This window comes from Salegentibacter sp. T436 (genome assembly GCF_001932675.1).
GTDB classification, from domain to species: Bacteria; Bacteroidota; Bacteroidia; order Flavobacteriales; family Flavobacteriaceae; genus Salegentibacter; species Salegentibacter agarivorans.
In genome coordinates this window covers 3,951,683-3,972,048 of the sequence record NZ_CP012872.1, presented here as the reverse complement: position 1 = coordinate 3,972,048, position 20,366 = coordinate 3,951,683, and the positions used below count along the sequence as shown (strand labels likewise).

15 protein-coding genes are annotated in these 20,366 nt (G+C 38.2%); all 15 read left to right on the top strand.

From position 1 onward, the window contains the following. The first annotated feature begins 105 nt into the window (after positions 1–105). The 15 genes from AO058_RS17700 to AO058_RS17630 all read left to right on the top strand — a co-directional run bounded on the left by AO058_RS17700 (position 106) and on the right by AO058_RS17630 (position 20,357). Positions 106–3,126, top strand: coding sequence for a SusC/RagA family TonB-linked outer membrane protein (locus AO058_RS17700; protein WP_075327742.1), 3,021 nt, complete (start codon positions 106–108; stop codon positions 3,124–3,126). Positions 3,127–3,140: 14 nt separating this feature from the next. Continuing rightward, positions 3,141–4,670: a RagB/SusD family nutrient uptake outer membrane protein gene (locus AO058_RS17695; RefSeq protein ID WP_075327741.1), complete on the top strand. Its 1,530-nt coding sequence runs from the start codon at positions 3,141–3,143 to the stop codon at positions 4,668–4,670. A 63-nt stretch (positions 4,671–4,733) separates the two neighbouring features. After that, entirely contained in the window at positions 4,734–5,912 is a 1,179-nt protein-coding gene (locus AO058_RS17690) for a cellulase family glycosylhydrolase (protein WP_075327740.1), read from the top strand. Positions 5,913–5,949: 37 nt separating this feature from the next. Beyond that, positions 5,950–6,987 carry a glycoside hydrolase family 43 protein gene (locus AO058_RS17685; RefSeq protein ID WP_075327739.1) on the top strand — a complete coding sequence of 346 codons (1,038 nt, stop codon included), beginning with the start codon at positions 5,950–5,952 and terminating at the stop codon, positions 6,985–6,987. Positions 6,988–6,990: 3 nt separating this feature from the next. After that, the gene (locus tag AO058_RS17680; RefSeq protein ID WP_075327738.1) at positions 6,991–8,751 is read left to right on the top strand and encodes a sugar-binding protein; all 1,761 of its coding nucleotides are present in this window, start codon (positions 6,991–6,993) and stop codon (positions 8,749–8,751) included. A 3-nt stretch (positions 8,752–8,754) separates the two neighbouring features. Next, the gene (locus AO058_RS17675; RefSeq protein ID WP_075327737.1) at positions 8,755–9,795 is read left to right on the top strand and encodes a glycoside hydrolase family 43 protein; all 1,041 of its coding nucleotides are present in this window, start codon (positions 8,755–8,757) and stop codon (positions 9,793–9,795) included. A 7-nt stretch (positions 9,796–9,802) separates the two neighbouring features. Then, entirely contained in the window at positions 9,803–10,858 is a 1,056-nt protein-coding gene (locus AO058_RS17670; RefSeq protein WP_075327736.1) for a cellulase family glycosylhydrolase, read from the top strand. An 82-nt stretch (positions 10,859–10,940) separates the two neighbouring features. Then, positions 10,941–11,966 (top strand): glycoside hydrolase family 43 protein, encoded by a 1,026-nt coding sequence (locus AO058_RS17665; RefSeq protein ID WP_083634215.1) that lies wholly within the window; start codon positions 10,941–10,943, stop codon positions 11,964–11,966. A gap of 5 nt (positions 11,967–11,971) precedes the next feature. Further along, positions 11,972–13,039 carry a glycoside hydrolase family 43 protein gene (locus AO058_RS17660; RefSeq protein ID WP_083634214.1) on the top strand — a complete coding sequence of 356 codons (1,068 nt, stop codon included), beginning with the start codon at positions 11,972–11,974 and terminating at the stop codon, positions 13,037–13,039. A gap of 18 nt (positions 13,040–13,057) precedes the next feature. After that, on the top strand, positions 13,058–14,227 hold the full coding sequence (locus tag AO058_RS17655) for a glycoside hydrolase family 43 protein (RefSeq protein ID WP_075327735.1): 1,170 nt from the start codon (positions 13,058–13,060) through the stop codon (positions 14,225–14,227). Between the two features lie 15 nt (positions 14,228–14,242). After that, complete coding sequence (locus tag AO058_RS17650; protein ID WP_075327734.1) at positions 14,243–15,433, top strand: aldose epimerase family protein; 1,191 nt, start codon at positions 14,243–14,245, stop codon at positions 15,431–15,433. Between the two features lie 7 nt (positions 15,434–15,440). Further along, positions 15,441–16,448: a glycoside hydrolase family 43 protein gene (locus tag AO058_RS17645; RefSeq protein ID WP_075327733.1), complete on the top strand. Its 1,008-nt coding sequence runs from the start codon at positions 15,441–15,443 to the stop codon at positions 16,446–16,448. Between the two features lie 376 nt (positions 16,449–16,824). Continuing rightward, a complete protein-coding gene (locus tag AO058_RS17640) occupies positions 16,825–17,841 on the top strand; it encodes a LacI family DNA-binding transcriptional regulator (protein ID WP_075327732.1) in 1,017 nt (338 codons plus the stop codon). A 139-nt stretch (positions 17,842–17,980) separates the two neighbouring features. Then, positions 17,981–19,117: a glycoside hydrolase family 172 protein gene (locus tag AO058_RS17635; protein ID WP_075327731.1), complete on the top strand. Its 1,137-nt coding sequence runs from the start codon at positions 17,981–17,983 to the stop codon at positions 19,115–19,117. 10 nt (positions 19,118–19,127) lie between these two features. Continuing rightward, positions 19,128–20,357, top strand: a complete 1,230-nt coding sequence (locus tag AO058_RS17630) for a DUF6786 family protein (protein ID WP_075327730.1) — start codon at positions 19,128–19,130, stop codon at positions 20,355–20,357. Positions 20,358–20,366: the final 9 nt, after the last annotated feature.

Genomic DNA, 20,366 nt, shown 5'->3' with positions numbered 1-20,366 from the left:
TGAGGTTGAATTGAATTTTTCTTTTATATCTAAAACTTTGTTAATGAAATGTATAATTATCTTCAATTTGTTTCAAATGAATTAAAACTAACTAAATGAAATTCTATGAGAACTATTTTACCCTTTAAACTAATGTTCATTTTGGGTTTCCTGATTTTTCCATTGCTCTGTTTAGAAGCGCAAAACGCTTCACAGGTTACGGGGAAAGTGACTGACCAAAATGGCGAAGCTATTCCATTTGTTAATGTCATTGTCAAGGGAACTTCAGTAGGGACTTCAGCTGACATTGATGGAAATTACACTATTGAAGCTAGCCCGGATCAAACCCTTGTATTCAGTTATATTGGTTTTGATTCCAGAGAGGTAGCTGTGGGTGATCAATCTGTTATTAATATCCAATTACAAGAAGATGTTGCGGCACTTGACGAAATCGTTGTCGTGGGATATGGCACACAGGAAAGAAAAGACCTGACCAGTGCTATTTCGGTAGTCAGCTCCGATCAAATACAAAAAAGACAAACTACGACAGTCGCGGAAAGCTTACAAGGTCTTGCTGCGGGGGTGAATGTAAGGGGAGGAGGACAACCTGGACAGGAAGCCAGAATCGAGATTCGAGGGCTGAAGAACCTTCAAAATGCTAACCCCTTATATGTAATTGATGGTATGGTGACCACCGCAAATAGGGATTTCAACCCCAATGATATAGCATCAATTCAAATCCTTAAGGATGCCGCTGCAGCTGCCATCTATGGATCTAGAGCTGCAAATGGTGTGGTTATTATTACTACTAAAAAAGGAAAAAAGGGACCTTTACAGGTTAATGTAAGCTCCAAATTAAGCATTACAGAAGTACCTCGCTATGACCTGGCGGGCCAGGAAGAATTTGTTAGGTTGAATAATATGGCATATGATAATGCCGGAATTCCCAGACAGGATCTTAACCTGGATGTTAATACCGACTGGCAGGAGGAAGTATTCCGTACCGGCATGATACAGGATCAGAACGTGAGTTTCTCCGGTGGTAGTGAGAATACTTCTTATTTTATGTCCGGAAATTATTTCGGTAATAAAGGTACCGTGATCGATACCAAATTTGATCGCGTATCTTTTCGAGTAAATAGTAGCGGTAGCAAAGGAATTTTTAGCGTAGGAGAAAATCTGGCCATCTCAAATTCCAAGAACAATGAAATTGGTGGTCCGGAAGCCTTACGGGGAAATCCTTTTATTGATGTTGTTAGAATGTTCCCGACTATACCCGTACGTGATGAAAGTAATCCTGGGGGGTATGGTTACGGTAAATCCGGGGTGGCAAACACCTTTGGGGCAAATCCGATTGCCATTTCCAACCTTATAGATCAGACTATAGAAAACTTGCGAATTAGGGGAAATGTATGGGCTGAAATTGATCCATTTCCATGGTTGAAATACCGGGTTAGTTACGGTTATGAAACCAGCTTTGACAATTTTAAATATTTACGTAGGGAAGGAAGTTGGACTTTAAATCAACCCCAGGACCCCTCTTTTACAGATCAAAATAGGGCCCAATCACAAACGCATCTTTTGGAAAACACATTAACTTTTGATAAGGAGTTTGGTAAGCACGATGTTTCCCTTGTTGTTGGTACAACTTATCAGAAGGATTCTTACGAACAAATCAATGGTTTAAAGCGGAATCTCCTTGTAAATCCTAACACTGGCGAATATTTTGATGTTTTGGATCTAGGAGATCAGGCACAGGTGGGAGGATTTAGGAATGAAGCTACGCTTCTTTCTTACCTAGGTCGACTTGAATATAATTTTGATGATCGGTATATCTTGAACGCCGTATTTAGAAGGGATGGCTCATCCAGATTTAGTGATGAGAATAAATGGTCTAATTTTCCTTCATTATCAGCAGCCTGGAGATTGAGCAATGAATCATTTTTCGATGTTGATAATATAAGTGACCTTAAACTAAGAGCGAGTTATGGGGAGCTGGGTAGTGGAAACATCGGAAATTACGAATATCAGGGTTTTATAAATACATTCGGAGCAATTGTATTGGGCAATGGACAAAATTTATATCCATCTGCAACCCAGGTTAGACTTGCAAATTCGCGATTAAGATGGGAAACCCTCAAACAGACTAATATTGGTTTGGATCTTAGCATGTTTAAAAATAAGTTACAGCTTACTGCAGATTATTTTGTAGCAAGAACCGAAGATGTATTGTTTGGTTTCCCTATTCTTCTGACTACTGGTAATGATGGAGGAAACCCTATTTCCAATGCTGCAACTGTTGAAAATAAAGGTTTTGAGTTTAATTTATCCTATAATAAAGTTGTCAATAATGATTTAAGTTTTAATGCCTCTGTCAACTTCACAAAGCTCAACAACGAACTTATAAAATTAGGTAACGGCCTAAATGAAAGTATCCAGGGGAATACGATTACCCGTTCTGGAGGTCCGGTTGGGATGTGGTATGTTCTTCAAACGGATGGATTATTCCAAAGCCAGGAAGAAATTGATAACTATACAAATTCAGAAGGTAATGTGATCCAACCCGGAGCGCTCCCAGGCGATATCCGTTTTAAGGATATTAATGACGATGGCGAGATTACCAATGAAGATAAGGAAGTAGTAGGAAGTCCTTGGCCTGATTTTGAAATGGGCCTTAATGCAGGACTTAACTATAGGAATTTTGATTTCTCAATGAACTGGATAGGATCCTTTGGTGCTACAGTATATAACGGTTATAGAAGTACCGTAGATCGATTTGATGACGATACTAATTATAGATCAGGAATCCAACCCTGGACCCCGGAAAATCCCAATACGGATTTTCCAAGAGTGGTTAAAGGCACTACCCTTAACTCAAGAGGGGATAGTGACAGATGGTTGGAAGATGGCAGTTTTGCTCGGTTAAAATATATTGGGCTTGGTTATAACATTCCAGCCAATGCCCTGGAAAAAATAGGGTTTTCCAGAGCGCGTGTAAGCCTCTCCGCACAAAATATAATTACCATCACCGACTACCAGGGGCTTGATCCGGAATTTAGCAATAGCAATATTTTCCAAAGAGGAGTGGATTTGGGATCATTCCCAAATGTTCAAACGTATTCATTAGGCGTAGAATTTGGTTTCTAAAAAAAATATCAACGATGAAGAAATTACTATTAATATTTACAGTTATCTGTTCTCTTTTGGCGGTAGTGTCCTGCCAGGAAGAAGAACTTGATCTTAAGAACCCCAATGCTTTAACAACCGATCAATTCTGGGTGACACCGAATGATGCCGAGTTAGGGGTTAATTCAATTTATGCCATGTTTTATAAAGATGGGTTATGGGCGCGTTGGATGTATTTCAGGTTGGATTTAACTTCAGATGAAGGGTTTAGTACCAGTCCCTGGATAGAACTTGCCGATTGGACCCGCTTCAATTATATAAACTATAATTTTTGGGAAGGTAATGCTGTTACCTGGAGGGATTCCTATAAAGCAATTTTTAGGGCTAACCAGGTTCTGGCAAATGTACCGGAAATTGAATTTGAGGATGAAGCTCGAAAACAATCAATCATTGCTGAAGCTAAATTTTTAAGGGCATTACATTATTACTATGCCGGCTTACTTTGGGAAAATATTCCAATGGTTCTGGAACCTTCCACTCCGGATGCGCTTCCACAACAAGTTTCCCAAGAAGAAGTTTTTGCTCAGGTGGAACAGGATTTAAATGATGCATTTACAGATTTGCCTATGCAATGGGATGCTGAAAATGTTGGAAGGCCTACTAAAGGAGCTGTAAAGGCTATGCTGGCAAAGGTTTATATGCAACAACACAGATGGTCTGAAGCAAAGACGGCCCTTGATTTTCTTGTAATAGGTGAGGGTGCAAATTATTCGCTTGTCGATAATTATAAAGACAATTTTACTGATATCAATGAGAATAATTCCGAGTCTGTATTCGAAATTCAATTTGGCGATCAGCGCCGTGGAGGTACAGGAGAAGGTCAGGATGCTTCTGTATCCAATACAAGGGCACAATTTTTTGCTCCTAGAGGTATTGGATGGTCTGATGGACAGGCGAGATTCTGGCTTGTTAATGCCTTTAAACAAGAGGAAACCGTGACGGGGGGTATTGATCCACGTTTACAACACTCATTATTCTACCCAAGCCTTTTTGAAGATTTTGGAGATAGAACTTACGGAAGAGAATGGGAATGGGGTGAAGATGAAGCCTGGTTTAGAAAAGGTGCCAGGGATTATAAACGTGATAATGAAGATTATTTTTCTGGTGTAAATTGGAGACTTATTCGTTATGCAGATATTTTACTTCGTTATGCTGAAGTTTTAAACGAATTGGATATGACCTCTGAAGCTTATCAATATGTAGATATGGTAAGAGAAAGAGCAAATATGCCCCCCTTAGCAGAAGCTTATCCGGAAATTGGCAATGACCAGGATAGATTCCTTGACCGGCTTAAAATAGAGAGGGTTCTGGAACTATCGGGAGAGAGTGTAAGATGGGAAGACTTGAAACGATGGGGTGATCTTGATGACCAGGCTTCTGTAGATGAAATCGCAGAAAGAGATCCTGATTTTAATAACTTTGAGATAGGTAAGAATATTAGAATGCCTATCCCCCAGGTTGAAGTTGAAAACAATCCCAATTTAGAACAAAATCCCCAATATTAATTAATAATTAATCCCTGGAGCTTTGAATTAGCTGCTTCAGGGATTTTTCTTTAAAATAAATTTATGAAGAAGATATATTTCCTGTTGCTATTATTAATATCCAGTGTACTTTTTTCATGTAAAGAAACGCAGAAAAAGGAAGAAACTTTAGCGGTCAGTAATTCGGAAGAAAGTGCCTTAGAACCCCGGTCAATTTGGAGTAAGGAAAAAGCAAATGAATGGTATGATGAAAACCCCTGGTTGGTAGGTGCAAATTTTAATCCCAGCACTGCTATCAATCAGCTTGAAATGTGGCAGCAGGAAACTTTTGATCCTGAAACCATCGATAAGGAATTGGGGTGGGCCGAGGCTATAGGAATGAACACTATGCGTGTGTACCTTCATGATCTTTTGCACAAAAATGATCCGGAAGGATTGTATGAGAGAATGGACGAATTCCTAAAAATTGCAGATGGCCATGGAATGAAAATATTGTTTGTTTTATTTGATTCCTGTTGGGACCCATTTCCTAAAGCCGGGGAACAAAGAGCGCCAAAACCTCATGTCCATAATTCTGGTTGGGTACAAAGCCCGGGCCAGGAAGTATTGCAGGATAGTTCACAATATGATAGGCTTGAAAAGTATGTAAAGGAAACAATTGGCGAGTTCAAAAATGATGAACGAATTCTTGGATGGGATATATGGAATGAACCTGATAATATGACGGGGCCTTCCTATGAAGATGTGGAAATACCTAATAAAGTGGATCTGGTTTTACCACTTTTAAAGGATGCCTTTGAATGGGCGCGTTCAGTAAACCCTTCCCAACCCTTAACTTCCGGAGTGTGGATTGGTGATTGGAGTGATCCGGAAAACATGAAACCAATGCATAAAATGCAGTTGGAACAATCAGATATAATAACCTTTCATAATTATGATTCGCCCGCTGATTTTGAAAAAAAGATCAAAGATCTACAAAGGTATGAAAAACCAATTCTTTGTACGGAATATATGGCTCGTCCCAATGGAAGTACCTTCCAGGGATTTCTTCCCATAGCCAAAGAATATAACGTAGGAATGTATAACTGGGGCTTTGTAGATGGTAAAACCCAAACTAAGTATCCCTGGGATAGCTGGACCAAAACGTATACTTCAGAACCGGATGTGTGGTTTCATGAAGTTTTCAGGAATAATGGAGAGCCTTATGATGAAGAAGAAACACAGTTGATTAAAGAACTTACCGCAGAGGTGAATACTCCATAGAATACTGAGCTTAAAGTTAACACTCAACCCTCAACTTATGAAACATTTTAAATTTATTTTCATCTTACTGGGACTTTCCAGTGTACTTGCTCAGCAACCGGATCCGCCCGGCCAAGTAGATTCAGGGGAAAAAGCGGTAAATGAAGCTTATCTATTTGCCCATATGACTCATAAGGATTACGGAAGGTTGTACTATTCTGTGAGTAAAGATGGTTTGCATTGGCAAAATTTGAATGATGGTGAGCGGGTTTTTGATAACTATCAGGGACATCCGGATATTGTAAAGGGACCAAAAGGGAATTATTATATCGCGGGGAATACAAGCGATTCATCTCCAGATATTAATATCTGGAGTTCTGATGATTTGATAACCTGGGAAAAACATGCCGTATATACTCCTGATTTAACTGCTACTCCCGGTTATGAAAATGCTTTGCAGAGAATTGGTGCTCCAAAACTCTTTTATGATAAGGCTTCATCCCAATTTATTATGACTTGGCATACTCCACATAAGGAAGGAACCAAAGAGGATCCCGAAAGATACTGGGCAAGCCAGCGTACCTTATATGTGCTCTCTGATGATCTTAAAGAGTTTAAAGGTCCGCCTAAGAAGCTGTTTGATTGGAACATTGGAACTATAGATGTTATAATCAGGAAGGTTGATCACAACTATTATGCAATCATAAAGGATGAGACTTATCCAACCCTTTATTGGCCAACTGGAAAAACCATTAGAATAGCAAAATCAAATTCCCTTCTTGGTCCGTACTCCCTACCACAGGATCCAATTAGCCCCAATTTCAGGGAAGCCCCAAGTTTGATCCCCTCCCCAAATGGAGAAGCTTGGTACCTCTATTATGAACAGTATCCAGGTGTTTCATACGGGCTTTCAATTTCGGACAATCTCAATGGGCCATGGTACCAGGCATCGGGTTATACTTTTTTTAGCGATTGGGATAAATATAGCCTACCTGAGAAAGTAAGACATGGCTCAATGATTACTATTTCGGATAAAGAATATGATGAGTTGATTCGTGAATTTGGAATTTCCACCAAAGAAAACAAAGAAGAATAAGATATGATATTATTTAAAAAATTATTCCTGGCGGTTTCCTTAATGGGGGTATTAAGTTGTTCTGGTGATGATCCCCAACCTCAAAAGGATGAGATTGAAGATGAGCCCGTTGCCGACATAGAGGCCAGAGAGCCGATCACAGGCTCCAGGATTGCCTGGGATTTTAACACAAAAACTTTAATATCCGAAGAAAATGACCCGGGCTATAATGGGTACCCCAGGTTAATACAGCTCGAAGATGAATCCCTTTTGGTTGTATATGAATCCAAAGGAAATGTTTTAGTAAAAAAGAGTAATTCCGGGGAGGACTGGTCTGATCCAATAACTGTGGTCGAAGGTAGCAATGGAGTTAATATGGCTACACCTGATGTTATACAACTGCAAAACGGAACTATTTTATTAATGTATAATCCACGTCCCGGAGAAACCGCTGACCCTTCTAATAAATTTTTAATCAAAACGATCTTAAGTTATGATAATGGGGAGAGTTGGAAAAATGACCAAATAGTTTATGAAGGAGATACAGAGTTTGAAAATGGGGTGTGGGAACCTACTGCATTGCAACTTTCAGGTGGTGAAATTCAATTGTTTTTTTCAAATGAAAGTATATACCCGAATTCCAATGAACAAAATATCTCGTTACTGCGCTCAGTAGACGATGGATTGACATGGACTGATGAACCGGAGATTGTGAGCTTTAGGGCAGGTAGCAGGGATGGAATGCCATCTCCCTTGTATTTAGAAAATCAAAATGAAATTATTATTTCTATTGAAGATAATGGTGAAAATAATCAATTCAAGCCCTATATAATCAGAAATGCTGTTTCTGAAAACTGGGAGCAAACTATTGGTGGTAGTAGTGAGAAAAGAAATTATGCACTGTATGAGGAATTGGAAAATTCTGAATATGCCGGAGCACCATATTTAAGTCAACTGGAAACGGGAGAAATATTACTTTCTTACCAGGGAACTGATGCTCGGAGCGGTAATGATTTGAATAATGCCGATATGAAATTAGCAATAGGAGATGAGAAAGGAAAAGACTTCAATAGGATTTCTACACCCTTCCTGATCCCTGAAGGAAAATCAGCCTTATGGAACAGTATTGAGGTATTAAATGACAATTCTGTGATCGCACTTACTACCACAAATGCTTTTTCCCCGATTAACGCTTCAGAAGTTTGGATGATTAAAGGTCGGGTAATTCCTGATTTGAAAGCAGGAAATACTTCCCTGCAAATTGATGGAGAAACTACAGAAGGAGTTTGGCAACAGGATTTTCCGGTTTTTATTGGTCATAAAAGTTCCACGCAACTTCAGGCTAATGTCTTTTTTGATAACGAGAATCTTTATATAGCCTCAAAGGTATCGGATGCAAAAACCTCAACCGGAAATCAAAATGTTGCCAATAATGACGGAATGGTCATTTATTTAGACCCTTCCAATAAAAGCCTTGAAGCACCCGGCCCGCAGATTTATAAGATAATTATTTCTGCTTCTAACCAGCTAAAGGCTTATGAAGGAAAAGATTCCCAATGGAAGGAGATTGAGTTGTCGAAAATAACTACTGAGTCCATGAGTAATGAAGAAGGTTATAATCTGGAAATTGCCCTACCCTGGACTGCCATCGGCGGAAAACCTGCTTCCAATACCCGAATTGGTTTCAATATTGAACTCATTGAAAGAGGTGATTCGAATTATGTGGAAACAATCTCAGCTACTAAAACAGATGCTCCTTATACCTGGTTAAGTTTAAAGTTATAATCCATGAAAATAGACCATAAGTATTTAATAAGCTTTCTTTTAATGCTAATGATTGCAAACGGGTTTTCTCAATCCGGAACCTTTACAAATCCTATTTTATCATCGGGTGCAGATCCTTATAGTACTTATCATAATGGATACTACTATTATACCCACACCCTTCAGAACAAGCTAGTATTATGGAAGACTAAAAGCCTTGCAAATATTGCGGAGGCGGAAAGTAAAACTATTTGGATGCCTCCCGAAGGAACCATGTATTCTAAGGATATCTGGGCTCCGGAATTTCATATCATAGATGGTAAATGGTATGTATATTTTGCTGCAGACGATGGAAACAATGAAAACCATCGAATGTATGTACTTGAAAATGATAATGAAGATCCTTTTCAAGGAGAGTGGGAATTTAAAGGTAAAGTAGCTGCCTGGCCGGATCGCTGGGCTATTGACGGCAATGTGTTTACTTATGAAGATGAACGCTACATGATTTGGTCAGGTTGGGAAGGACATACCAACGGCCAGCAGAACATCTATATTGCAAAAATGAAAAATCCCTGGACGATCGATGGCAAACGTGTGCTGATTTCTGAACCTACCTATGTTTGGGAAAAACAAGGTGATTTGGATGACGAGGAGAACCCACCACACGTTAATGTCAATGAAGGACCTCAAAACTTAGAACATAACGATGAAATTTTCATTGTTTATTCAGCAAATGGGTGCTGGACCGATTACTATTCTTTGGGTTTGATAAGTTTTAAGGGCGAGGATATTCTCGATCCGGCTTCCTGGATAAAACATGATAAGCCGATTTTTAAAAAATCCGAAGAAAATTCTGTTTATGCGCCCGGGCATAATTCCTTTTTTAAATCACCCGACGGTTCTGAAGATTGGATTCTTTATCACGCTAATTCACACCCAGGGGAAGGTTGTGGTACAAAAAGGTCTCCCAGGATGCAAAAAATAGAATGGAATGAAGACGGTACACCAAATCTAGGAACACCGGTTTCAGCAGAAACTATATTAGAAATACCAACGCAAAAATAATTTAATTATGAAAAAAAATATCCTTACAACAATTTTAGTAGTCATTGCTTTAGGTAGTTTAAACGCTCAGGAAAGATGGAGCCGAGAAAAGGCCCAGGAATGGTATAGTCAACATGATTGGATAACGGGCGCAAATTTTAACCCAAGTACAGCCATTAATCAGTTGGAAATGTGGCAGGAAGAAACCTTTGATCCGGAAACCATCGACAGGGAGTTGGGTTATGCTGCCCAAATAGGATTTAATACGATGAGGGTTTATTTGCACAGCCTTGCCTATAAAGCCGATAAAGAAGGTTTTAAATCCAGAATGGAAGAATATCTGAAAATTGCAGACTCCCACGATATCAAAACCATGTTTGTGATATTTGATGATGTTTGGGATGCTAATCCTAAAATAGGAAAGCAGCCAGAGCCTAAACCCGGCACACATAATTCCGGATGGGTACAGGATCCCGGCTATCCTGAATCTGTAGAGATGGCGGATTCAGAAGCTTTACAAGCATACGTCAAGGATATCCTGAGCACCTTTGGAGATGATAAACGGGTGTTGCTTTGGGATCTTTACAATGAACCAGGGAACAATGATAAAGGGAATGAATCTATGCCTTTATTAAAAAATGTTTTCAAATGGGCTCGAGAGGCAAATCCCTCACAACCTTTATCTGTGGGACTATGGAAATGGGACTTAAAAGATCTCAACACCTTTCAGGCTTTAAATTCCGATATCATAACTTATCACAGCTACGATGAACCCGAAAAACATAGTCGTATTATTGAATTACTAAAAACCCATGGACGTCCTATGATATGTACGGAGTATATGGCACGAACCAGAAACAATACATTTAATAATACCCTACCGATGCTCAACGAAGAAAATATCGGTGCTATTAATTGGGGTTTGGTTAACGGAAAATCCAATACCATTTATGCCTGGAATACACCCATAGAAAGTGGGGAGGAACCTGTGGAATGGTTCCATGATGTCTTTAGAAAAGACGGTACACCTTACCGCCAGGATGAAGTAGACCTGATTAAAAAATTAAATGCAGAGACGAAATAGTGATCGTACATAATTCATTAAAATGTCCTGACAATATTTTCAGAAAAAATTAGAAGAAAGAGATTTCACCTTATAAAGTAATATGAAAAAATACTTTTTAAAAATGCTCATGTTTATTATTGGTATGCTAAGCATCTCATGTACCGATGGAAAAGGTAATTCCAGTTCGGAAAATACTATTCCACAGAATACTGAAAATGAAGCGAACGCTAAACAAATTGAACTTGCTGATCCTACAATTTTCTACCATAATGACACCTATTATTTATACGGAACCTCACAGGGAAGCCTTACTGAGAAAGGTTTAGGTTTTTTAGTGTTTACTTCGGATGATATGCAAAATTGGGAGGGTCCGGTAGGGAAGTCAAATGGCTTTGCGTTAGCCGAAACCGAAGCTTACGGAAATCAAGGTTTTTGGGCACCTCAGGTTTTTGAATATAAGAATACCTTTTATATGGCATACACTGCCAATGAGAATATAGCTATTGCAACAAGCGATAGCCCCTTGGGGCCATTTGTCAATACAGGGGAAGCCTTATATGCTGAAACTAAACAAATTGATCCATTCGTTTTTTTTGACAACGGAAAAGCTTATTTATATCATGTGAGGCTTGAAGATGGAAACAGAATATTTGTAGCCGAAATGGAAGAAGACCTTGAAAGTATCAAACCTGAAACTCTTCAAGAGTGCCTATCGGCTACAAAACCATGGGAAAATACAGCTTCCGCGGCATGGCCGGTGGCCGAGGGGCCAACTGTTTTAAAACATAATGAACTTTACTATTTGATTTACTCCGCCAATGATTTTAGAAACCCTGACTATGCGGTGGGATACGCAACGGCGGATAGTCCTTTGGGACCCTGGGAAAAGTCTGGTGATAATCCGATTATTAACAGGGAAATGGTAGGGGAGAATGGCTCGGGACACGGTGATATTGTAATAGGAGAAAATGATGAGATGCACTATGTGCTACACACCCATTTTTCCAATGCGTCGGTACATCCAAGAAAAACAGCCATAATTAAGCTTAATTTCAATGAAGATGCGGACGGGGATTTGTCCTTAACTGCAGAGGAAGAGAGCTTTAATTTTTTAAAATCAAATTAGAATTTATGAATTACAAACCTTTATTACTTCTTTTTGTTTTCTACGTGACCTTAGGGTGTAATCAATCAGATAATGAACCATCTTCGAATGATGATGACGATGATTCAGTAGTAGAGGAGGAAAACACGTTTAAAAATCCATTATTATCGTCTGGGGCCGATCCCTGGGTGATAAAAAGAAATGATACTTATTATTATACCCATACCACAGGAAACAAGCTGCAAATATGGGAGACCAAGAATATGGAAGACCTTAGCAGTGAAAGCCCTAAAACTATTTGGACTCCACCTTTGGGCGAGGAATATTCTACTCAAATCTGGGCCCCTGAATTACATTATGTAAACGACGCATGGTATATGTATTTTGCCGCTACTTCCAATAATAGCGACAAAGACAGGAGAATGTTTGTGTTGGAAAACACTGCTGAATCTCCCATGGAAGGAACTTGGGAATTTAAGGGCAAAATAACCGACGAAACTGATCAGTGGGCTATCGACGGTACTGTTATAAAAATAGACAATGAAAATTATTTTGTATGGTCGGGTTGGAGAACGGAAAATCCGGAAATTAATTCAGGCAGACAGCAACTTTATATCGCCAGGATGGAGAACCCATGGAGTCTGGAGGGGGTCAGAGTCATGATTTCTGAACCTGATTATGAATGGGAAAAAAACGGCTTGGTAAATGAGGGACCGGTAGCCTGGGAAAATCCGGATGGTGAATTGTTTATATTTTATTCAGGCTCCGGTTGCTGGACCGATGACTATAAAATAGGGGTACTTTCTTTTGAAGGAGAAGATCCTCTCGACCCTGATTCTTGGAAGAAGCATCCGGAACCTGTGTTTGAAAAAAGTGAAATCAACAATGTGTATGGTCCAGGTCATAACAGCTTTTTTAAATCTCCGGACGGATCGGAGGACTGGATTTTATACCATGCTAATGATCATTCAGGGGATGGATGTACTGACAAAAGAAAACCACGCGTGCAACAAGTTAATTGGGATGAGCATGGGTTTCCTGATTTCGGAACACCGGCTGGCAGGAATGACCAATTAACACCACCATCTTCCTAATAATAAAACCAGATTCAAATGCAAAAATATTTTAAATTCCAATATCTTCTTTTTATAAGTCTATCACTTTTCTCTTTATCCTGCAAACAGGGAGGTGATAAAAATGACAACAATAAAGAAGATCCTTCCCAGGTCAAAACATATTCTAATCCCCTGGATGTGGAATTCGGAGATCCCTATATCTTAAATGATGGTGATGGGAAGTTTTATATGTATGGCACTGGCGGCGGGGCTAAGGACGGTTTTGCTACCTATTCTTCTAATGATTTGGTGAACTGGGAGTTTGAAGGCCAGGTTTACAAAGGAAATGAAGAAGATTCCTGGGCAATAGGCAGTTTCTGGGCTCCTGAAGTTTATAAATTCAACAATAAATATTATATGTTTTTTAGTGCTCAATGGAGAAAGAATCCCAGTGATGAACTGGAAAACTTTAAAATAGGGGTGGCGGTTGCTGATCAACCAACTGGTCCATTTAAGGAAGTAAGTGATGAGCCGCTTTTTGATCCCGGTTACCCGGTGATAGATGCGAATGTATTCCAGGATGACGATGGGAAGTTTTACCTCTATTATTCAAGGGTAGCCTATAAGCACCCGGTAGAAACAGAAATTTCTGAATGGGCCAGGGAGAAAGGTTGGTTTGATGAGATTGAAGAAAGTTGGGTGTATGGTATAGAATTGAAACCAGACTTTAGCGGAGTAATAGGAGAACCTCAATTATTGCTTCGTCCGCCAGAGAAGATGGATGAAGATAATGCAGAATGGGAAAGTCGTTCTGTTACCTCTAAGGAAGTTAATCGTAGATGGACAGAGGGATCTTTTACCTTTAAACATAACGGGATTTACTATATGATGTATTCTGCTAATTTTTATGGAGGTCCAAATTATGCCGTTGGATATGCCACTGCATCATCACCTTTGGGCCCTTACCAAAAAGCGGATAATAATCCTATTCTTGAGAAAAATATTGAAAAGGGAGGTGATGTTACCGGAACGGGTCATAATAGCCTGGTGTTTTCAAAGGATAGCACTAAAATCTATACGGTGTATCACGGGAGAACGAAACCTACGGGAGATGAGCGTGTAGTTTTTATTGACAGATTAAGAATTCTTGAAAATGGAAAGCTTCAGGCAGAAGGGCCTACAACCACAGATCAACCACTTCCATTTCTAACTAACGAAACTGAATAACCTAATAACATACCTATGAAACAAATATATTTCTTAATGATTATAAGTTGTCTGAGTACAGTTTTCTATTCCTGTAAAGAGGAAACTAAATCAACAAAAGGATTAGCTTCAAAAGAATCACAAGCAGTGAAAAATAACCCGGAAAAGTTTCTTAAAGCCGAAAATTTCGATACTATAATTGATAATAAAAAGGTCAGGTTATACTGGTTAGAGAATGACAGGATTAAAGCGGCTTTTACAAATTATGGAGGAAGGCTTATTGGTTTATGGGTTCCAAATCGCAAAGGTGAAATGACCGATGTAGTGGTAGGAATGAACAGTGTAAAAGGATTTGTAGACTCTACAGAACCCTATTTTGGAGCAACCATAGGGCGGGTGGGTAATAGAATCGCTGATGGTAAATTTCAGTTAGAAGATAAAGAATATAACATTCCCAAAAACAATGGTGAGAATAGTTTACACGGTGGGAATAAGGGATTTCAATATGTGGTTTGGGATGCTACCCAGCCTGAAAAAAATAAACTGGTACTGGAATACCAATCTCCTGATATGGAAGAAGGTTTTCCAGGTAATCTTGATGTTAAAGTAACCTATTCCCTCACCGATGACCAGGAAATTGTAATGGAATACGAAGCTACCACCGATAAAGCTACGCCTGTAAACCTAACCAATCACGCATTTTTTAATTTGAATGGAGAGGGCAGTGGAGAAATTTTGGATCATCAACTTCAACTTCATGCGCATAAATTTACTCCGGTGGATAGCGGATTAATACCCACAGGGGAATTACGCGAAGTGCAAGGAACGCCTTTTGACTTCAGAGAATTTCATAGAATAGGAGAACGTATAGAAGAGAATAATAAGCAATTAACTTATGGGAAAGGTTATGATCATAATTTTGTGCTCCATCAAGGGGAATCGAAATTTCAGGATCTGAACCACGCAGCAAGTGTTATTGGTGATCAATCCGGTATTAAGATGGATGTGTTCACTGAAGAACCCGGAATTCAATTTTATAGCGGTAATTTTATGGCGGGGAAGAATAAATTCAAATCCGGAGCAGCTGATGAATTCAGGACAGCTTTTGCCTTGGAAACGCAGCATTTCCCTGATGCTCCTAACCAGGATGATTTTCCCTCGATTATACTGGAGCCTGGAGAGAAATATCAGACTCTTTCAAAATATAAATTTTCGGTAAAAGAGTAACAAAATCATGAGACAGGTTTTTTATGTAATCATCTTTTTATTTACCTACGGTTCATATGCCCAGGTCAAAAATTATAAGAATCCAGTAGTAGATTTTAATTTCCCCGATCCCACTGTAATCCACGCAGCAGACGATAATTATTATGCCTATGCTACAAATACCGAAAGGAATGGGGAGGTAATAAATATCCAGGTATTGAAATCTGACAATTTAGTATTATGGGAGGAACTGGGTGATGCGTTGCCGGAGAACCCAAATTGGGCATCTTCTGATTTTTGGGCACCCCATGTGGTTTATAATCAAAAAGACACAAAATATTACCTGTATTATTCCGGAGAATCAAATGATAAAACAATAGGTAAATGCCTCGGCATTGCAATTTCTGATTCACCGGAGGGACCTTATATAGATAAAGGAGAACCATTATTATGTGGAGATAATTTTGTTAATATTGATCCAATGATTTATCAGGATGAGAAGTCAGGGAGGAATTATCTGTATTGGGGTTCGGCTCATGAAAGTATCAAAATGTGCGAACTATCTGAAGACCTTTTAAATTTCAAAAAAGGTTCAGAAGTTAAAGAAATAATTCACCCAGTAGAAAATTCAGAAATTGAGAATTATGAAAATTTAATTGAAGGGGTATGGTTATCTAAGCATAAAGATTTCTTTTATCTGTATTACTCCGGTGATAATTGTTGTGGTGATGAGGCCCATTATGCTGTAATGGTTGCCCGCTCTAAAAGTCCTGAGGGTCCTTTTGAAAAATACAAGAACCGTGATGGAACACCGGTTATTTTAAGTAAGAATAAAGACTGGTTAGCTCCGGGGCATAATTCTATAATTACGGACAAAAATGAGAATGATTGGTTAATGTATCACGCGATTGATCCTAAAGATAAACAAAAAGGGAGAGTTTTGTTAATGGATAGAATAAATTATAAAAATGACTGGCCGGTCATTAAGAAAGGATCACCTTCGAGGAAAAATCTACAGGCACCTCAAACCAATTAGTAATTAGACCTGGAATGTCAAAAAACTTTAATTTTAAGCGTGAAAAACTTAAAATGATAATATAGAACCTTACATCTTATGAGTTTCTACCATTACAACGAAGAGAGTGTATTTTTCGGGTAAACTTTCTTATATTCCAGTTTGCAAAAAAAATAATATTTTTCAGTAGTAGTTTTTTTTATTCATTAAGAGTGTTAGTTAGTTTGAACGCCGTCTTCGATTTATCGGGGCGGTGTTCTTTTGAGAACTTCCTGATGGAGTTTCCCACCCATATCTGCAATCTTTAGAGGAATATATAAATTTCCTTAAAATAACTTTGTCCTCTTTAAATATAATATATCGTATATTTGAACATGACGATTGTTAAACGATTAAAATGAAAAAAAAAGTATCACTTAAAGATATTGCTAAAAAAGTTGGTGTTTCTGCAGCTACAGTATCCTATGTGCTATCAAAGGATAAAGAGAGCAAAGTTAGCGTTGAAGTAGCAGAAAAGGTAAAGAAAGCAGCTAAGGAATTGAACTACCAACCTAACCAAATCGCAAAAAGTTTAAAAATGGGAAAAACTTTTACAATTGGTTTAATAGTTGCCGACATTTCAAACCCATTTTTTTCCCATATTGCTCGAATAATTGAGGATGAAGCCACCAAATTAAATTATACCGTAATATTTGGAAGCTCAGATGAAAGACCTGATAAATCGTGGGACTTACTAAATTTTTTGGCTAATCGGCAAGTAGATGGATTTATATTAGCACCTACAGAGGGCTCTGAACATCAAATTAAATACCTTAAAGAACAGAATATCCCTTTTGTACTAATTGATCGTTACTTTCCTGATCTCGATACCAATTATGTTGTTATCGATAATTATCAAGCAGCCTTCGATGCAGTAATTCGTTTAATTGATACAGGACATAAGAGAATTGGAATGTTAGCTTATTTAAACTCTCTACATCATATGGGCGATAGGGTAAAAGGGTATGAAAAAGCGATGAAAAAGCATAAACTTAGGCTTGATTCAAATTGGCTTCAAGAAATAAATTTTTTTGATATGGAATTAGAAGTAAAATCAGCAATTGATAAAATGCTTGGAGGGGATACTCCAATCGATGCTTTATTTTTTGCAACCAATACACTTGCAATTATTGGTTTGAAATACTTAAACTCTTTGAATTACAGGATTCCAAGTGATTTAGCAATAATAAGTTTTGACCAAGGAGAGGCATTCGATTTTTATTATTGTCCCTTAACTTATATTAAACAGCCTTTAGATGAATTAGCCAGGAATGCTGTAAAAATCCTAACGCAGCAAATAGAAAGCCCAGCAAAAGCTACAAAAAAAGTTTGTTTACCTGCTCAATTGGTTATTAGAAATTCATGTTCGAAATAAGTCACTGAATCTTTTCGTTTTTTAGCCTTTTCAGTTCTAATTCCCCATTTACTTATAATTTTATTTTTTTATTTAATCGATTAAATATATATTTGAAAATCTTATTTAACTTTTTATTTAATCGATTAATCTAATTATTATGAAAAATTTATTTGCTCTTCTCTTTTCAGTATTGTTAGCCTCTACGTTAACCTCCCAAGAGGAGTTTAATGGTTTGGAGCTAAATCTGGGAAATATTTATAGGGTTTCAGATGCCGAAACGCGATCAATAAGTCCGGAAAATTTTACCGGTGAACCAGGGAAAGCTGGAATGGCAACAGAAGGCACAGGAAGTGAACCGGCGCGAGAATTAGGTCAGGGATGGAAAGTAAGCCCTTCTGTAAAAATTGGTCCAGGTGAAACTTTTACTATGGCCGAGGTTAATGATCAGGGTGTCATCCAACATATGTGGATGACTCCAACAGGAAATTGGCGTCATACTATAATGAGGATTTACTGGGATGGGGAAGAAGAACCCTCTGTGGAAGTTCCTGTTGGTGATTTCTTTGGAATGGGCTGGGGAGAATATGCGCCTTTGAATTCACAACCAATCACTGTTAATCCAGGTAGTGCTTTTAACTCTTTTTGGCCAATGCCATTCAGAAAGAAATTTAAGATCACTATGGAAAATATGAGTGAACAAGAAATGTATTTATATTATCAAATTGACTATGCTTTAACAAATGTTCCTGAGGACGCCGCATATTTTCATGCTCAATTTAGAAGGAGTAACCCTACAGAAGGGGCAATTCATACTTTAGTTGATGGAATTAAAGGTAAAGGTCATTATGTTGGTACATATATGGCTTGGCAGGTAAATAACCGCGGCTGGTGGGGAGAGGGAGAAATTAAATTTTATATGGATGGCGATAAAAAATTTCCGACTATTGCCGGTACCGGTACCGAGGATTATTTTTTAGGTTCTTATAATTTCGAAAATAAAAAAACCAACGAGTATGAAAGATATTCAACTCCTTATGCAGGCCTTCATCAAATAATAAGGCCTGATGGATTATATAACTCCCAACAACGTTTTGGATTATATCGTTGGCATATTCAGGATCCTATTAGATTTCAAAAAGATCTTAAAATCACTATTCAAGATTTGGGTTGGAGAAGTGGACATCGGTATTTACAGCAGAAATCAGATATAAGTTCAGTCGTATATTGGTATCAATTGGAGCCTCACGCCTCATTTCCGGATCTTCCTTCCAAAGATAATCTTGAAGTGAATTAACACCAAATTTATGAAAACACCAATTTTAGCAATGATAATTCTTGTCTTTCTAAGCTCTTGTACCGATAAAAAGAAAGATAAAAGACAAAAAGAAATGGAAGAAAAAACTTTTCAGGAAGGAAGCTTCGGTTTTGATGCCGAATTTTTAAAAGAAAGAGATACAAGCCTTTTAACACTTACCGCGAATAATAGTCGCATATTAATTTCTCCAAAATATCAGGCCAAGGTATTTACCTCTTCTTCTTCAGGTGATAACGGCAGAAGTTATGGTTGGATTAATTACGATGCCTTTGATAAAGAAGATGAACATATGAATGCCTATGGTGGGGAAAACCGTTTTTGGTTAGGCCCAGAGGGGAGTAAATTTTCGCTTTTTTTTAAACCGAATTCTGAAATGATCTTTGAGAACTGGAAAACTCCGCCTTCAATAGATATTGAAAGTTGGGAAGTAGAGGATTACTCAGATAAAAAGGTAACGCTGGTCAAGGAAATGACATTACTAAATTATGCTGACAGTCGTTTGGAAATTGATGTAAAAAGGGAAATTGAGATTTTAGAAAAAACCGAGATTGAAGCGCTCTTAAATATTGAACTGGATAGTATCGAATCCGTTGGTTTTAGTACTAATAATACAATTAAAAATGTTGGTGATTTTGCCTGGACAGAAGAAACCGGAGCACCCTGTATATGGATTTTAGATATGTTTACCCCATCTGATGAAACAGTGATTTTCATTCCTTATAAAGATGATCTAGAAGGGCGAATCGCAACTACCGACTATTTTGGTGAAATTTCGGAGGACCGGATTAATTATGAAGATGGAGAACTTTTTTTTAAGGCTGATGGAAAATCCCGGGGAAAATTGGGAATTGCTCCGGAAAGAGCAACAACAGTAGCAGGGAGTTATGATGCGAAAAATAAAGTTTTAACTATTACCACATTTGATGTGGATAATGATGCCATTTATCTGAATCAGGAATGGACATCGAAGAAGGATCCCTTAAAAGGAGATGCAGTAAATGCTTATAATGATGGTCCTTTGGAGGATGGCTCGCAAATGGGGCCGTTTTATGAAATAGAAAGTGTATCTCCTGCTGCATTTTTAGAACCTTCAGAGAAAATAAATCATAACCATAATGTTTTTCATTTTACTGGAGACGAAAAAGTATTAGACGAGATATCACAACAAGTTTTAGGAGTTTCTCTGAATAAAATAAGCTCCGCTTTTAAAAATAATTAATAACTGAAA

Excerpts from the sequence above, each read along its gene's own strand:
- AO058_RS17700 (WP_075327742.1), top strand. The coding sequence starts at position 106 with ATGAGAACTATTTTACCCTTTAAACTAATGTTCATTTTGGGTTTCCTG.
- AO058_RS17695 (WP_075327741.1), top strand. The coding sequence starts at position 3,141 with ATGAAGAAATTACTATTAATATTTACAGTTATCTGTTCTCTTTTGGCG.
- AO058_RS17690 (WP_075327740.1), top strand. The coding sequence starts at position 4,734 with ATGAAGAAGATATATTTCCTGTTGCTATTATTAATATCCAGTGTACTT.
- AO058_RS17685 (WP_075327739.1), top strand. The coding sequence starts at position 5,950 with ATGAAACATTTTAAATTTATTTTCATCTTACTGGGACTTTCCAGTGTA.
- AO058_RS17680 (WP_075327738.1), top strand. The coding sequence starts at position 6,991 with ATGATATTATTTAAAAAATTATTCCTGGCGGTTTCCTTAATGGGGGTA.
- AO058_RS17675 (WP_075327737.1), top strand. The coding sequence starts at position 8,755 with ATGAAAATAGACCATAAGTATTTAATAAGCTTTCTTTTAATGCTAATG.
- AO058_RS17670 (WP_075327736.1), top strand. The coding sequence starts at position 9,803 with ATGAAAAAAAATATCCTTACAACAATTTTAGTAGTCATTGCTTTAGGT.
- AO058_RS17665 (WP_083634215.1), top strand. The coding sequence starts at position 10,941 with ATGAAAAAATACTTTTTAAAAATGCTCATGTTTATTATTGGTATGCTA.
- AO058_RS17660 (WP_083634214.1), top strand. The coding sequence starts at position 11,972 with ATGAATTACAAACCTTTATTACTTCTTTTTGTTTTCTACGTGACCTTA.
- AO058_RS17655 (WP_075327735.1), top strand. The coding sequence starts at position 13,058 with ATGCAAAAATATTTTAAATTCCAATATCTTCTTTTTATAAGTCTATCA.
- AO058_RS17650 (WP_075327734.1), top strand. The coding sequence starts at position 14,243 with ATGAAACAAATATATTTCTTAATGATTATAAGTTGTCTGAGTACAGTT.
- AO058_RS17645 (WP_075327733.1), top strand. The coding sequence starts at position 15,441 with ATGAGACAGGTTTTTTATGTAATCATCTTTTTATTTACCTACGGTTCA.
- AO058_RS17640 (WP_075327732.1), top strand. The coding sequence starts at position 16,825 with ATGAAAAAAAAAGTATCACTTAAAGATATTGCTAAAAAAGTTGGTGTT.
- AO058_RS17635 (WP_075327731.1), top strand. The coding sequence starts at position 17,981 with ATGAAAAATTTATTTGCTCTTCTCTTTTCAGTATTGTTAGCCTCTACG.
- AO058_RS17630 (WP_075327730.1), top strand. The coding sequence starts at position 19,128 with ATGAAAACACCAATTTTAGCAATGATAATTCTTGTCTTTCTAAGCTCT.